Consider the following 14,210-nt stretch of genomic DNA (forward strand, 5'->3'; position numbering starts at 1 on the left):
CTTTTTTGTTAATGAAAACTTTCTTCTATATAAAAGACTTAATAAAAGACTTAATAAAAGACTTACTTATTTTTTAAATCAAAATAAATTACCCTAACCTTATCATACCTGAAAAGTAAATTCACTAGACTAGTGCATTTACTTTCAAAAACTAATAACCATTAACAAGCGAAAGGATACTTAAATCTGTGGCAATGTAGTTAGAAGCATATGTAATTGTAGTAGTGACAATAATATGAAAATAAGTGTTAGAAAAAACTGTAGCACTGAAAACATAGCCTCTCTTTAATAAGTATTCATTCAATCCTTGGGTAAATTAAAATAGGAAGAGTTTTTTACCTCTTCCCATTTCTAGTTCTAATTGTTTTATTTGCAGTGCGCTAGATTTCCGAGTTAAGCCATAGTCGGAAGTATTCCTAGCATGCCTTCGCTGTGAAGCAAGGATGTCTTGCCCAATATCAGAATGTTTGGGGCACTCCGTTACAGTATGAATCGTCAAGCAAGTTAACAGACCCAAGCTGTGGACAGTCTCACCGCTATTAAAGCGCTTCAGGGCAGGCAAGGGCCTACTTCATATTAGATCCCGTCACACTTTGTGTGCCACTTCACGATTCTTCCATCATCTCTTGCCTGAACGCCCTAAAATGCACCTTATATCTAAGGCAATGATAGAAAAAACTGAAGCCGAAGCCTTACTAGAAATTTTATTATTCTGCTGAAAATTCGAATGTGTCGTTTTTATGCTCTTTTAAGTTCATGTAGAAGCCACTACCTTCATATACTTGAAGCGCAACAACTGATTTCCGATCTTCTTCATCAGGATAAACATCTTTTACATATGGGTTGTCTTTTAGAATATCCTCTAAGTAAGATTGATCCACTTCGCGCACTTTACCGTCAACGGTAATGGCTTGGATGCCGTTTTCGTCATTTGACATAGCTGAAATGGATACATGCTCATTTGCTTGTAATTGAGTATAGAATTCATTCCCTGGTTTAGTCATAAAGAAAATTCCATTTTCATTCGCCACACCAACATTCGCAAACCGTGTACGAGGTTTCCCTTCACTATCTACCGTCGCAAAAACCGCCGCACCCATATTTTCTAGGATTGTCATGTAATCTTGTAATGCCATTTTTCAACATCTCCTTCATCATTCTACTTTCTTCTATTGTATCGCAAAACATCATATTTCTTTAGTAGAATCTAAGTCAAAAATCCATTAAAAAACTATTGAATGGTGAGGGATAAAGTGAATGGTGTATTATCACTAGCGTTATCTAGGTTGAAATCATACTCACCGGGATCGATGATAAAGTCGCGGGCCTTGTTGTCCCATACACCTAGCGGGTGGTTGGTTGTAAATGGACCAATTGTGATCATGGTATCTGTTGTTTCTCCTACTTCTAAGTAGATTTTCTTGAAGTCAACTGCAAGTTGGGTAAGTTGTTGGGACTTTACCAGGTGGACTAGCCAGCCCGAATACTAATCTGGCCATGACAATAAATATTGGCTGCTTAACCACTTCTTTAGCGTTCGCTAAATTGCTTAAGTTGCCCACTATCAGCTAGTTCTTAATGTTTGCATTTCCTCCTAGCCGTCGCTATATTAGCAAGTGAACAATAGCTTTAACCAGTGATTGAATGCGAGGAAATGCCATTGAAAACAACCATTAGAAGACGACAAATTGGCGAGATACCTTTACTTGAAGTCGTCCCTTTAGACCAGCGAAATGCCCCATTACCCTTGATTGTCTACTATCACGGCTGGCAATCCAATAAGGAACTGAATTTAACCCAGGGCCGAAAATTGGCCCAAGTAGGTTTTCGGGTCCTCTTACCAGACGCTATGAACCATGGTCGCCGCAAGCAGGCCATATCTGCCATCCCGTCATTGACTTTTTGGCAAAGTATCCAATCTAATTTATTTGAATTCGGGGCTATTATCACCCATTTCAAGCGACTGGGCTTGGTCTTAGATGACCGGATCGGGGTTGGTGGAACTTCTATGGGCGGGTTTACATCATCTGCTTTACTGACCCACCATCCAGAGATTAAAGTAGCCTCTTGTATGATGGGATCACCTACCCCTATCCAATACCGAGAGCGACTGATTGAACATGCCAGCAGATTACCTAACCGGTTTGTTCCAGATGATTTAAGAGAATTGACGGCTTGGGTTGACCGGTATGATTTGTCCACCCAGGTTGATAGCTTAGCGGGCAGACCCTTCTTCATTTGGCATGGCGAACGCGATTGGCGGGTCCCTTATGACCAGACTGCGGCGTTCGTAAAAGACAACAGCCACTTGGACAATATTATTTTTGTACACGAGGATGAAGACCATTTGGTTAGGACAGAAACAATGGATATGATGACGACTTTCTTCTTAGACCACTTATAGGACTGCCAACATCACGAAAAAAGGACAACCTTTCCTAGCTGAGGTTAGCTAAGAGGGTTGCCCTTTTTCAATGATTTAAAGTTTAATTTTTAAGATTGTAATTATTCAGCTTTTAACGCTGCTTTTGTGATGTAGTTGTATGGTTGGTTGAAGTGAGGTAAGAAGAACAAGTCTAATAATGCTAATTTATCGACTGTTAATTGTTCTTGCACTGCTAATGAGAACATGTGGATACCCATTGAAATATCAAAGCGTGATACCATTTGCGCACCTACGATACGACGAGATTCTTCTTCGTATACAATACGCAATTTAACTTCGCCATTTTCTTCTGCTGGCATGAAGCCTGGTAGTTGTGTATCTTCGATGTCTGTGTAGTTGACTTTCAAGCCGTTTTTCTCTGCTGCACGTACTGATAAACCAGTAGATACTAATTTCAAGCCAAAGATTTCGATACCGTTTGAACCTTGAATACCAGCACCTTCTACGTGGTTACCTAAGATGTTTTGACCTGCAACGATACCTGAACGAACAGCGTTTGAAGCTAATGCAATATAAGCTGTGTCATTTACAGCGTTTGAGTAGTTAGTTGCACAGTCACCTACTGCATATACTGAGTCATCGTTTGTTTTGAATGTACGGTCTACTAAGTAAGCACCGTTAACGAATGTATCTAAGTGGCCAGCACCTAATCCAGCATTTGGACGGAAACCGATACAGTTGATGATAACGTCAGCTTTGTATTCGCCGTTAGTCGTTTTAAGACCTGTTACTTTACCGTTTTCACCTAAGTATTCTTCAGCTAATTCACCAAAGTGAGTGTGAACACCGTTAGCGCGTAAGTTTTCGTCCATTGCTACTGCGAAGTCTACATCGTAGTAGTTCATTAATGAATGTTCTTCAGCGTCGAAGATGTGCACTTCTTTACCACGACGAGCTGCTGCTTCAGCGATTTCAACGCCGATGTAACCAGCACCGATAACACATACAACGTTAGCGTCGTCTGCTGCTAAGGCCTTGTCAACTGCTTGACCTTCTTGGAATAATTTTAGGAAGTGTAATCCTTCTAAGTCGTTACCTGGTAATTTAGGTGCGATTGGAAGAGATCCAGTTGCTAAAACTAATTTGTCATAGTTTTCTTCTAATTTTTCACCTGATTTAGTTTCTGCGTATACAACTTTATTTTCAAAGTCGATTTCTTTTACTTCCGTTTCTAAAGATACTTTAGCACCTTTAGCTTCGAAATCTGCAGCATTTGTGTAGAATAACCCTTCGTAGCTATCGATTTGACGTCCTACCCACAATGCGGTCCCACAACCTAAGTATGATAAGTTTGAGTTACGGTCTATTAATGTAACTTCTACGTCTTGATCTGAATCTAATAATGTATTTGCTGCTGAGATACCTGCATGGTTAGTCCCTACTACTACAACTTTCATTAAATGTTTCCTCCTCGGTGTATATATCGTTTGCTCATTTATTTACAAGCTTAGAGTAACACCATTTTTTTGGGATGACAAACCAAAGTTGTATAATTTATAAAAGCTCACAAAGTCACTAGCAAGCAATTTTAAAAGAAAGTTTGTGAAAAACTTATTATGTGCCTTTATTTAAAGGGTAATTATTGCAATTTTTGTTTTTTTGCTGAAAATAATCTTTTTTACTCCAAATTCGTCATTTCACAAACTTAGGTTTTTTTGTACATTTTTTGTATTTTAACTGATTTTGAACCTATATAAATGAAAAAGACACTCACAATTAAGTGGCGTCTTCCCTTTATGTATCAACGTTTATTGTATTATTTGCTTGTGAATGTCTCGCATGTGAAAAAGTTTGTGCATTTTTATACGATATTACAACTTATCGATTTCTTCCTCAGTTAAAGCTTGGTGTCGCAGACTCTCTAAAAAGCGCACTGTCGGCCTCAAATCTTGTTCCCCAGTTTCTTGACGGACCTGCTCGCGGTATTTGACATCGATCTTGATAATCTTATAGATTGAGGCTAGGACCGGCACCCCGATTAACATGCCTGGAATACCCATCAAGCCCCCACCAACAGTTACAGCGAACAGGACCCACATAGATGGTAGACCAATTGAATCCCCTACAACTCGTGGATAGATCAAGTCCCCTTCCAATTGTTGAACGAAGAGTACAAAAATGAGATAAACCAAGGCGTAAGTTGGGCTTAAAGCGAGTAGAATCACGACCCCAACCGCACCCGATAGGAAGGCCCCAATAATTGGAATTAAAGCCATAACACCTTGCAAGACACCTAACATGGCTGCATAAGGAATTTGTAGAATGAACAATCCAGCTGTCACAAGAGCCCCTAAAATAATGGCCTCTGTTACCATACCAGAAATAAATTTAGAAAATGTTTCATTGGCCACATGTGCCACGTTCTCAATTAACTGGTGAATATCCTCTCTGACATAAACGGTCAGCAACCGGTCCACTTGCTTGCCCAATTTCTCCTTTGAAAAAAGGATATAAATGGCGAATAGGATACCCAAGAAAATGTTGGTTACTGCCCCAACTGAAGTGGTCATTACAGAAACAGAAGTGGTTGCGACATTAGAAGCTAAGCTATTAATCCCACTAGCTACACTAGAAAACATGCTACCCCAATCAATGTTGACTTGATTAGCCAATTCATTGACGAAAGGTACTAACGCTTCTTGACGGTTAAACCAATCTGTTAAGTTTTGGATTGCTTCAGGAATTACATCAATTAAGGTCATGACTGCTGAAGCCAATTGCGGTACGACAATGACAACAGTCGCTGCAATGACTAAACAGACAATTAAAATCGCTAGAATAATGGCTACTGGGCGTCTAGAACCCTTTAGATATTTATTTTTTGCATTTGGATACAGGTACTTTTCAAGCCAAGTCATCAATAAGTTCAGGACAAAGGCAATCATCCCACCTAAGATTAAAGGGAAAACCACTGACCAGACCATAGAGATTATTTGGACAAGATATGACCAGTTGATGACGGCTAGAATAAATATCGCAATCAAGGCCAACCATTGGACCCCTTGCTTTGTTGGTCCGTTTAATTTTTTCAAAATAATTCAACTCTTTCTTTACTTTAGTATGTATACATTTTAACATATCATGCTAAAAGTAGGTTAATGAGAACAGTTGGGTCAATGGAGCCAAAATAAGGCGTTAAATCGATATCTCTTAACCGCTCAGCCAGCGATTCTTGTCTAAGTGGCTGGCCGATAAGCACCTGCTCTAGGTCAGCAATATCCTTTTTACCAAAAAAGTCCCCATAAATTCGACATCTTTGAATATGGCCTTTAGCAATTTCTAAGGACACTTCAATCGTCCCAATCCCTGGCGCATGGACGTCATTTGTGGTGGCATAAGTCGGATTATTGCCGAAGTTCCAGTCCCAATTCTTGTATTTATCAGCCACCATCTGGTCGATAATCGCCCAGTCTCGATCGGTTAAATCATACCGCTTGGCTTGACTCATATCCTCGATGCCTAAAAATTCACCAGCCATCAAATCTTTGAATCCAAAATTGGTGAGCTTTTGGTAAGCTGGCGCTAAATGACTTCTGATGTCCGTTACCCGTGCACGAACAGATTGGATGCCTTTTGAAGTGATTTTCTTTTCATTGGGAGTGAGCGCCTTGACCATGGCATCATAGTCTACGTCTAGCATTAAAGAAAATCCGCCATAGACCAAGTCATTTTTCATGGTCATGGCTGCGCCGGAAATCTTTTTCCCAGCAATCTCTAAATCATTCCGGCCGCTCTGACTCAGGTCTTTGACACCAAATTTCTCAAGGGCATCAATCGTCGGCTGGTACATCTTGGTGTAATTGTCGTAAATATCGGTATCGCCTGGATAAACAAAGCAAAAGTTGACGTGGCCGGCGTCTTGGTAAAGGGTCCCGCCACCGGTATCGCGACGGACGAGTAAGATGTCATGGTCTTCAACATAGTCTTTATTGACTTCAACCAGGGAATTTTGAAACCGGCCCACTTGGACTGTTGGCCCTACTATATAGGGTAATAAAACAGGCTCTGTAATTTCAAGCTGGTCTTGGACATAGACTTGAACGGCTAAGGCATAAGCCCCATCCATGATATATTGGCCATTTCGGATTGGTTCGATGACGATCATTTGGCTAATTCCTCCTGTATGAATTTATTGGCGCCGATAATGGTGTCTGCGATATCCCCATCAAGTCGGTAGGTTTGCCCTTTTATTCGGTCAGGAATCCGATATAACTTCTTATTCATTGGGACATACATGGCTTTTGGATTGTTGGCGGTCATTTCTTGGAATGGAGTTTTAACGAATTGTGGCGTGGTATAACCTACCCCAATATCTAAGAAGAGAATGGCTTGGCCTTGACGTTGAGCTAAAAAGTCATCGTAACGGGCTTTTTGAGCGAAGAAATCCGGACTTTCTACCATGCCCTTGCCCGCTTTTCTTTTGTTGACCTCCATCACGGCCCCGCATTTTGGACAATGGGGAATCAGGTCATAAGGAATCTCCATGTTTTCTTGCTGGTCCACCATTTGCCGGATTAAATCGTCATCTCGGTAGGTTTCTTGGTGGCACATTTGACTGCACTGCATCAAAATATACTCCCCTTGAATGTGGAAGATCTTATCCAAGTCGTAATCCGCCACCGCAAAGGCATTGTCTGCGTTGGTGGTAATAATATGGTGGGGTTTATTGGCCAAGAGTTCTTTCAAAGCGATATAAGAGGCCCCTGCTGGTTGGTCAAGGTAGTTCAAGGCGATAAAACGAGATTCGAAGGCCCAATATTCCTGAGTCGACGGAAAATCAAAGAGGCTGGCTTGTAACATATCGAAAAAACCGTATTTCTCAATAAAATCAGGAAAATTGTCTTCAAACCGTGGCCCCACATAGGTGAAACCGTCAGCTGCTGACATGCCAGCTCCAATTCCAACCACCACTGCGTCTGCCTCGGCGACTGCTTCTTGTAACATTTTTGCTTGATCATCTCTTATCATTTCAAAAGCTTTCCACATACCTACACCATTTCCTTTCCTATAGAAAGAAGTAGGCAGCGAGTCTTTAGCCTACCTACTCCAAAAATTCGTCATTATTTTTATCATTTTTACATCAATACGTCTTCATATAGGGCCAGATCTTCAGCCGAATAGACATTGAAGAGGACCTGTAACCCACTAGCCGTTTGCGCCAAATAATCGCGGACCGTTCGGATGGCAATATCCCGGGCCAAGGTTTTAGGAAAGCGGAATTCACCCGTTGAAATGGCACAGAAGGCAATACTCGAAAGCCCCATCTTATCCGCTTCTACCAGGCAATTTCTATAGCAAGCAGCCAACAAATCTTGGTTGAATTGAGAAACCGGCTCCCTGAAAATCACAGGTCCAACCGTATGAAAAATGAAGGCAGACGGCAAGTTATAGGCCTTTGTGACCATGACTTTGCCCACAGGTAATTTACGGCCATTTAGGGCAAGCGCCATGTCCGTTCTGACCTGGGCCCCCGCCATGGTATGAACAGTATTGTCAATACAATGGTGGCTTGGGATAAAACAGCCAAGACCGTCCTTGTTGGCGGCGTTGACAATGGCATCCACTTTTAACCGGGTAATGTCCCCCTGCCAAAGGAAAATTTGCTTGTCATGTCGGCTTTCTTGCCAGAGGACTGGGGTGGCAGCGGAGCCTAGCTTGGCCTGCAAGACTGATCCTTCTGCCATCAAATATGCTTCACTTGGTTGGTAGCCGTCTCGTACATTGACTAACCCACGGAAAATGGCCCAGCGGTCGTTTTCGTCGGTGATGGACGCCAAGTTCAATGTCCCGTCAGCTCGGACGGTACCTGTCCTTTTCAAAGAATCAGTAAAGGCTTTCTGGGCGTGACTACTATCATTCTGCTGGTCCCACAGGTAGTGAATGGCCGTCTTGAGCGCTTTGTCCATCAGTCTACGCTTCTGGCAGTTGGTCGAATGCCGCTTGGTCTACGCCAGTCATTTTGTATACCCAGCTGGCTTCGGCTTTTTCTGAGTTCAATTGGTCAGGCGCTTCTTCTGCGGCTTTGTTGATGGCTGTGATGGTTCCTGCCAATGGTGCTTGCAATTCTAGGACGGTTTTTGAGGCTTCTAGGTTTAAAATCGCTTGGTCTTTTTCGATTTGATCGCCGTCATTGGCGATGAATTCGACGTAGCCAACGGTCCCGATGTCGTCTTGTAATTCTGGCGTCATGATAAATGTAAATTCGTTTTCGTTTTGTTCTACCCATAGATAATTTGCTAGTTTGCGCATGTTGTTTCCTCCTATAAGTTGATTGCTTTTTTGTTGATTAATGTAGCGTGATTTGTCCTGACTGACTAATGATTTATTTGTAATTTTGTTATCATTATTTTTTTGGAAAAGGGCTATCGCCGCTCAAGCTAATGTCTAGATATCAAAGGCTTGTGCGATTAAGGTCAGGTGTTCTTGACGACTTTCTATGCCCGGCACCGTCGGGATCACCATAAATTCATCAGCGTTTGTGCTGTTGATAATCCTGTCAATTTGCGCTTTGACTTGCCGGATATCACCTGTGATGACTTTATTGCGGTTACGGGCTATTTTAGCCAAATCTGGTTGCGTAAACTTATAGTCGGCTGCTTCATCGATAGTTGGCAAGTGGTCAAATTCGCTGTAGTCTTTTTTGCCAAGAATCCATAAATCAAATGCTCGTTGAAGCGGCTGGATATCGACCCCTTCAGGCACGACGGCGATGAAGGCCGAAACCATAAATTGTGGCTTATCCAAGCTGGCAGAAGGTTGGAAATTGTCCCGGTAAATTTTCGCAATTCGCCCCGCTGCTTCAATAGCATCTTCGTCCTGGTTAAATAGTAAACTATAAACGTAGCCAACCCCTAATCGGGCAGCCTTATAAGCTGATGCTTCGCTAGCTGATAGGGTCCACAAGGTCGGTGGGGTTTCAGCCCGCGGATAAACCTGGACATCCCCATAAGAGGACGCTGTTTGAGTCACAAAGTCTCGCACTTCCCGCAAAGCCTCTTCATTGTCCCTGTAGCCTTTGAGATTATTGTCCAGTACCTCACGAACCGCTTGACGGCCGGGATTGTTGCCCATACCTAAATCCACCCGGCCAGGAAACAAGTGAGCGATTGTAGCAAATACTTCAGCCACTTTCAATGGGGCATAATGTGGTAACATGACCCCACCTGATCCAAATTTCAACCGCTTAGTCTGACTCAAAAAGTGGGTCATCAGAATTTCTGGGGCAGCGGATGGATAAGCAGCTAAACTGTGGTGTTCCGCAAACCAAAAGCGGTGATAACCCAAATCTTCAGCCGTTTTAGCTAACGCGAGTGTATCAGCGTAAGCCTCTCTGTCGCTTTTCCCCTTGTCACGGGCCACGAAATCAAGGACATTCCATTTCACTGTATTGGTCATACAACTGTACTCCTTTACTTTTATAAACTGTAATATTACAAGTTTATAATTCTATCCACAAATTACATAGCTAGCCTTTTTAACTATTATCATGATATCATAGAAACTGTTCAAATGTTTGCAGAATTTGTTTTTACTCAACTAATTATGTATCCGCATACACCTATTGCGATATGCAAACATTCAATCCAAATGCATTCTGAAATCCAAAAATCCATAGATATAGAAAGGACATCCAATCATGACCCAAGATTATAAGACATTGTTACAACCAGTGACCCTACCCAACGGTCTAGTCCTCGAAAACCGCTTTGCCCTATCGCCAATCGTGACTAATTCATCCACTCAAGAAGGCTTCATCACCCAAGAAGACCTCGATTACGCCAACCGTCGCGCTAAATCAGCCCCTATCCAAGTGACCGGCGCTGCATACATCGAATCCTACGGTCAACTATTTGAATATGGTTTCTCCGTTGACGATGATCGTGCCATTCCAGGTCTTAGCAAAATGGCTACCGCTATGCAAGCTGATGGCGCTAAAGCCATTCTACAATTAACCCATGCTGGACGTTTTGCCAACCAAGCAATCCTGGACTACTACACAGTTTATGGCCCAAGTCCGCAGCGCTTGCATACGCCAATCGACCACCAAGTTTTAGAAATGTCACCACGTAAAATCAAGCAAGTCATTCGTCAATACGGGGACGCCGCTCGCCGTGCGATTAAAGCAGGTTTTGCTGGGGTGGAAATTTCAGCGGCTCAACGTTTATTAATGCAGACTTTCTTCTCTCCTTATTCAAACCAGCGGACAGATGAATATGGTCCACAAAGCTTAGAGAACCGGGCCCGCTTTGGCCTCGAAGTCTTTAAAGAAGTACAAAAAGTGATCAATGAAGAAGCGCCAAGTGATTTTATCCTTGGTTTTAGAGGCACGCCTGAAGAAACGCGCGGCACGGAAATCGGCTATACTGTTGAAGAATTTAACCAATGGGTGGACTGGATCATTGAAGTGGCCGATCTAGATTACCTCGCTATTGCCTCTTGGGGTCAAAACATTTTCCAACATACTGTACGTGCTGAAGGTCAATACTATGGTCAGCCAGTCAATAAAATTGTTCATGACCATTTAAATGGTCGCGTTGTCATGATGGCAACTGGTGGGATCAATTCACCTGAAAAAGCCATGGAAGCTATCCAATATGCAGATATGGTTGGGATGTCATCGCCTTTTATTACAGAACCGGATTTTGTCAATAAATTAACAGCCGGCAAAGCTGATGAAATTGACTTACAATTAACCAACAAAGATATCGATGACCTTGCTATACCAAAAGCAGCCTTTAAAGACATCGTCCGCATGATGGACTACGGCAAAGGCTTACCACAAGAAGCCCGCGACAAATTACGTGAACACGAAAAAAATTACGATTCAAAATAACATTTAAAAATATAATGATCTAAATATTTAAAGATCTAAAGATATGCCTTCGACTTTAGCTTTCTCTTTCATTGCCTTAGTTGCGAGAACGGTATATGTTGCGTCTAAACACGCTGTATCTGCTATGACGAAATCAACAGCCTTCATGCATACCAACAACAAAATTCGTGTTAACGGGATTGCCCTAGGTGCCATCGCTACAAATATTACCTCAACAATGACCAACTTAAGTGACTTTGGGAACGCCCGGATTGGTGCCGTCAGCGCCTTAAACCAAGGCGTTGGTCAACCCGAAGATATCGCCAATGCCGCAGTATTCATGGCATCAGATGATGCTAAATTTATCAACGGTGATATTATCACTGTAGATGGTGGCTTCACGGCACCACTCTAAAATAAAAAAAATTCCGTAAAAAAGCTGGTCCTCATTTTTCTGAGGGCCAGCTTTTTTTGTTTTTATTTCCTTATTTATCGATCATTTCGCAATAGTTGATTATGAGTTTGGTCGATTAATACTGCGCCAAGCGGTGCGGTGACTAAGATGGCAACGACTGAGATGGTTAAAATGATTTGACCACTCGGTAATCCCATCGCTAAGGGCACAGCGCCTATGGCTGCTTGTACTGTGGCTTTTGGAATGTAGGCGAAGACGGCGAATGCTTTTTCCTCTTTGTTTAATTGAGTGCCCAAAACAGATAAAAGTACGCCAAGTCCTCTAAATAGCAACAGCAAGAGCATTAACACTACTGCAAGGAGGCCTGAATCTTTGACGGATTCGATGGACATACTGGCACCAACTAACACAAATAGGATAATTTCAAAGACTTGCCATAAATGATTAAACCCTACTTGAACAGATTTGGCTTGAACTGGATTGACGCGAAGCATCATAAAGCCCATTGCCATCACAGCAAGTAAGGCTGAGAAGCCAATTGGCCCTGTCATGCCTTTTTCAACCCCATCAAATAACATGGCCATCCCAAAGGTTAAGATGACTGGGTATCCACCTGATAATTGATATTTTTCAATGGCTAGTGACAGTAGCCAACCTACTAATAATCCCCCAGCGATGCCTAATATGATAGAAGTTGGTATAGATATCACGCTTACCCAATGGAATTCACCGGTTTCAGCAAGGGCTGTTAAGGCAGTGAATATGATGATGACGAAGATATCATCCATAGAGGAGCCCGCCAGAATCATTTGCGGTACCCCTTTTTTCTTACCATATCCCTTATCCATTAAATCTAACATGCGGGCAACGACGACGGCCGGTGATGTGGCTGCGATAATAGTCCCTAAGATAGCTGCAGATAAGTATGACATCCCAAAGAATATTGGTGCCAAAATGATTGTCCCGATGATTTCTAGGGTAGCTGGTAGGAAGCTCATGAAGATGGCTGGGCGCCCTACTTTCTTCAAGTCCTGCAAATCGATATTTAAACCCGCTCTAAGTAAGATGATCATCAAGGCAATCCGTCTTAAATCACTGGATATGTCCAATGCACTTTGATCAATTAGATTGAAAAATGACGGCCCCATGATTAAGCCTGCGATGATGTAGCCGATTAAACTAGGTAAATTCATTGCACTCAACAAGCGCCCCAATAAATACCCCACAATAATGATAAAACCTAACGATAGTAACATAATTTCCTCCTTTTGCAGGCACAAAAAAAGCCGATACGCCTGCAGTTTTACTTGCAGAAGTCATCAGCTTTTCAGCGGTTCGGTATGGGATGGCCTAAAATCACCATCTACTTGACCAGGGAGAACCTCATTCCCTTTTTTTATGCTCCCTAAGCATACGCTTTTTTTCTGAAAAATACAAGGTATAAAATACACATATTCTTCTTATTATAGAACGCCATCAGCCTTCACATGCCTATTATAGCTTTAAAAGCAGTGGACCCAGAATTAGCCGAGGTCTAATTCTTTGTCTGACAATTAGTGCTTTTTCAGAAAGGAAATTACCTGTTAATTCGCCAATCATTAAAAGGGTAATTGCCCTTTACGACAAATTATAAAAATAGTGAAATCATCATAAATACAAAAATGAATCAACCAGACATTTTCGCTTGTTATTAAAGAATTTGAGGTGTATTTTCTTGCTATAGTTTTCACCTGGGCGTATAGTATAGGTAAGCCTAAAAATGAAGAACAGTATCCTTGAAAGGATGGAGAAAGATGGCTAAATTAGTATTTATCCGCCACGGACAAAGTGAATTGAATTTACAAAATGTGTTTACTGGATGGTTAGATCCGGCTTTAAGTCCTCTGGGGGTGGAGGAAGCTAAGGCTGCTGGTCTAGCGCTTAAAGAAGAAGGTTTAACTTTTGATGTTGTACACACTTCCCTACTAGCACGTGCGATTCAAACAAGTTTTTATACGCTTGATAATTTAGACCAACTTTACTTACCAGTCCACAAACATTGGCGGTTAAACGAACGTCATTACGGTGCGCTTCAAGGATTGAATAAGGCAGAAACGGCTGCTATTCACGGTGAAGACCAAGTGCATATCTGGCGCCGTTCTTATGATGTTCGCCCGCCTCAAGCGAATGCCAATACTTTTGACCGCCGCTACCAAGACCTTGATATCGACCATTTATTAGCTGGAGAAAGCTTAAAAGATACCTTAAATCGGACCATGCCTTATTGGGAAGACCATATTGCAGCTGATTTAAAAGAAGGCAAAAATGTCCTCGTTGTCGCTCATGGTAACAGTTTGCGGTCATTAACCAAATACTTGGAGGGTATTTCTGATGAAGATATTCCTGACTTAGAAATTGCAACCGGTGAACCCATTATTTATGACGTTGACGAAAACCTTCATATTTCAAACAAAAAAATCTTAACGAAACATATCGCCAAATAATATGTAATCATATGCAAATAAATAGCTTAGAAGTCGGGAACAATGCATTCCTCG

At 42.0% G+C, this 14,210-nt stretch carries 14 protein-coding genes and 1 riboswitch; of the genes, 4 read left to right on the top strand and 10 right to left on the bottom strand.

Annotated features, from left to right (window positions below):
- Positions 1 to 707: 707 nt before the first annotated feature.
- Positions 708 to 1,136: a pyridoxamine 5'-phosphate oxidase family protein gene (locus ACFW0C_RS05925; protein ID WP_069286430.1), complete on the bottom strand. Its 429-nt coding sequence runs from the start codon at positions 1,134 to 1,136 to the stop codon at positions 708 to 710.
- Between the two features lie 95 nt (positions 1,137 to 1,231).
- Positions 1,232 to 1,384, bottom strand: a complete 153-nt coding sequence (locus ACFW0C_RS05930) for a hypothetical protein (protein ID WP_378106201.1) — start codon at positions 1,382 to 1,384, stop codon at positions 1,232 to 1,234.
- Between the two features lie 276 nt (positions 1,385 to 1,660).
- Between ACFW0C_RS05930 and ACFW0C_RS05935 the strand changes: the two genes are divergently transcribed.
- Positions 1,661 to 2,404 carry an alpha/beta fold hydrolase gene (locus ACFW0C_RS05935; RefSeq protein ID WP_378106316.1) on the top strand — a complete coding sequence of 248 codons (744 nt, stop codon included), beginning with the start codon at positions 1,661 to 1,663 and terminating at the stop codon, positions 2,402 to 2,404.
- Between the two features lie 101 nt (positions 2,405 to 2,505).
- On the opposite strand, the gene nox is transcribed toward ACFW0C_RS05935, so the two are convergent.
- The 7 genes from nox to ACFW0C_RS05970 all read right to left on the bottom strand — a co-directional run bounded on the left by nox (position 2,506) and on the right by ACFW0C_RS05970 (position 9,841).
- Positions 2,506 to 3,843, bottom strand: coding sequence for a H2O-forming NADH oxidase (gene nox, locus ACFW0C_RS05940; RefSeq protein WP_378106203.1), 1,338 nt, complete (start codon positions 3,841 to 3,843; stop codon positions 2,506 to 2,508).
- 414 nt (positions 3,844 to 4,257) lie between these two features.
- Positions 4,258 to 5,478, bottom strand: coding sequence for an AI-2E family transporter (locus ACFW0C_RS05945; RefSeq protein WP_378106204.1), 1,221 nt, complete (start codon positions 5,476 to 5,478; stop codon positions 4,258 to 4,260).
- A gap of 47 nt (positions 5,479 to 5,525) precedes the next feature.
- Entirely contained in the window at positions 5,526 to 6,551 is a 1,026-nt protein-coding gene (locus tag ACFW0C_RS05950) for a lipoate--protein ligase (protein WP_378106206.1), read from the bottom strand.
- On the bottom strand, positions 6,548 to 7,432 hold the full coding sequence (locus tag ACFW0C_RS05955; RefSeq protein WP_378106207.1) for a deacetylase SIR2: 885 nt from the start codon (positions 7,430 to 7,432) through the stop codon (positions 6,548 to 6,550). Before ACFW0C_RS05955 ends, ACFW0C_RS05950 begins: the two co-directional genes overlap by 4 nt.
- Positions 7,433 to 7,521: 89 nt before the next feature.
- The gene (locus ACFW0C_RS05960) at positions 7,522 to 8,352 is read right to left on the bottom strand and encodes a macro domain-containing protein (RefSeq protein ID WP_378106209.1); all 831 of its coding nucleotides are present in this window, start codon (positions 8,350 to 8,352) and stop codon (positions 7,522 to 7,524) included.
- Positions 8,353 to 8,356: 4 nt separating this feature from the next.
- A complete protein-coding gene (locus ACFW0C_RS05965) occupies positions 8,357 to 8,695 on the bottom strand; it encodes a glycine cleavage system protein H (RefSeq protein WP_378106211.1) in 339 nt (112 codons plus the stop codon).
- A 135-nt stretch (positions 8,696 to 8,830) separates the two neighbouring features.
- Entirely contained in the window at positions 8,831 to 9,841 is a 1,011-nt protein-coding gene (locus tag ACFW0C_RS05970; protein ID WP_378106213.1) for an MsnO8 family LLM class oxidoreductase, read from the bottom strand.
- 241 nt (positions 9,842 to 10,082) lie between these two features.
- Between ACFW0C_RS05970 and ACFW0C_RS05975 the strand changes: the two genes are divergently transcribed.
- Together ACFW0C_RS05975 and ACFW0C_RS05980 are read left to right on the top strand one after the other, a co-directional pair.
- Positions 10,083 to 11,279, top strand: a complete 1,197-nt coding sequence (locus ACFW0C_RS05975; protein ID WP_378106215.1) for an NADH-dependent flavin oxidoreductase — start codon at positions 10,083 to 10,085, stop codon at positions 11,277 to 11,279.
- 43 nt (positions 11,280 to 11,322) lie between these two features.
- Positions 11,323 to 11,673, top strand: coding sequence for an SDR family oxidoreductase (locus ACFW0C_RS05980; protein WP_378106217.1), 351 nt, complete (start codon positions 11,323 to 11,325; stop codon positions 11,671 to 11,673).
- 74 nt (positions 11,674 to 11,747) lie between these two features.
- Here ACFW0C_RS05980 and ACFW0C_RS05985 read toward each other — a convergent pair whose 3' ends face one another.
- Positions 11,748 to 12,929 carry a cation:proton antiporter gene (locus ACFW0C_RS05985; protein ID WP_378106219.1) on the bottom strand — a complete coding sequence of 394 codons (1,182 nt, stop codon included), beginning with the start codon at positions 12,927 to 12,929 and terminating at the stop codon, positions 11,748 to 11,750.
- A 47-nt stretch (positions 12,930 to 12,976) separates the two neighbouring features.
- Positions 12,977 to 13,073: riboswitch (Fluoride riboswitch) on the bottom strand.
- 393 nt (positions 13,074 to 13,466) lie between these two features.
- Here ACFW0C_RS05985 and gpmA point away from each other — a divergent pair.
- Positions 13,467 to 14,156 (top strand): 2,3-diphosphoglycerate-dependent phosphoglycerate mutase, encoded by a 690-nt coding sequence (gene gpmA / locus ACFW0C_RS05990; protein WP_378106221.1) that lies wholly within the window; start codon positions 13,467 to 13,469, stop codon positions 14,154 to 14,156.
- Positions 14,157 to 14,210 lie beyond the last annotated feature (54 nt).

The sequence above is a fragment of the Aerococcus sp. NPDC058936 genome, assembly GCF_042741995.1.
Lineage (GTDB): Bacteria > Bacillota > Bacilli > Lactobacillales > Aerococcaceae > Aerococcus.

What these genes read in the sequence shown, in the direction of transcription:
- ACFW0C_RS05960 (WP_378106209.1), bottom strand. Translation starts at nt 8,352, where the DNA reads ATGGACAAAGCGCTCAAGACGGCCATTCACTACCTGTGGGACCAGCAG.
- ACFW0C_RS05930 (WP_378106201.1), bottom strand. Translation starts at nt 1,384, where the DNA reads ATGATCACAATTGGTCCATTTACAACCAACCACCCGCTAGGTGTATGG.
- ACFW0C_RS05950 (WP_378106206.1), bottom strand. Translation starts at nt 6,551, where the DNA reads ATGATCGTCATCGAACCAATCCGAAATGGCCAATATATCATGGATGGG.
- nox (WP_378106203.1), bottom strand. Translation starts at nt 3,843, where the DNA reads ATGAAAGTTGTAGTAGTAGGGACTAACCATGCAGGTATCTCAGCAGCA.
- gpmA (WP_378106221.1), top strand. Translation starts at nt 13,467, where the DNA reads ATGGCTAAATTAGTATTTATCCGCCACGGACAAAGTGAATTGAATTTA.
- ACFW0C_RS05970 (WP_378106213.1), bottom strand. Translation starts at nt 9,841, where the DNA reads ATGACCAATACAGTGAAATGGAATGTCCTTGATTTCGTGGCCCGTGAC.
- ACFW0C_RS05975 (WP_378106215.1), top strand. Translation starts at nt 10,083, where the DNA reads ATGACCCAAGATTATAAGACATTGTTACAACCAGTGACCCTACCCAAC.
- ACFW0C_RS05985 (WP_378106219.1), bottom strand. Translation starts at nt 12,929, where the DNA reads ATGTTACTATCGTTAGGTTTTATCATTATTGTGGGGTATTTATTGGGG.
- ACFW0C_RS05955 (WP_378106207.1), bottom strand. Translation starts at nt 7,432, where the DNA reads ATGTGGAAAGCTTTTGAAATGATAAGAGATGATCAAGCAAAAATGTTA.
- ACFW0C_RS05965 (WP_378106211.1), bottom strand. Translation starts at nt 8,695, where the DNA reads ATGCGCAAACTAGCAAATTATCTATGGGTAGAACAAAACGAAAACGAA.
- ACFW0C_RS05980 (WP_378106217.1), top strand. Translation starts at nt 11,323, where the DNA reads ATGCCTTCGACTTTAGCTTTCTCTTTCATTGCCTTAGTTGCGAGAACG.
- ACFW0C_RS05925 (WP_069286430.1), bottom strand. Translation starts at nt 1,136, where the DNA reads ATGGCATTACAAGATTACATGACAATCCTAGAAAATATGGGTGCGGCG.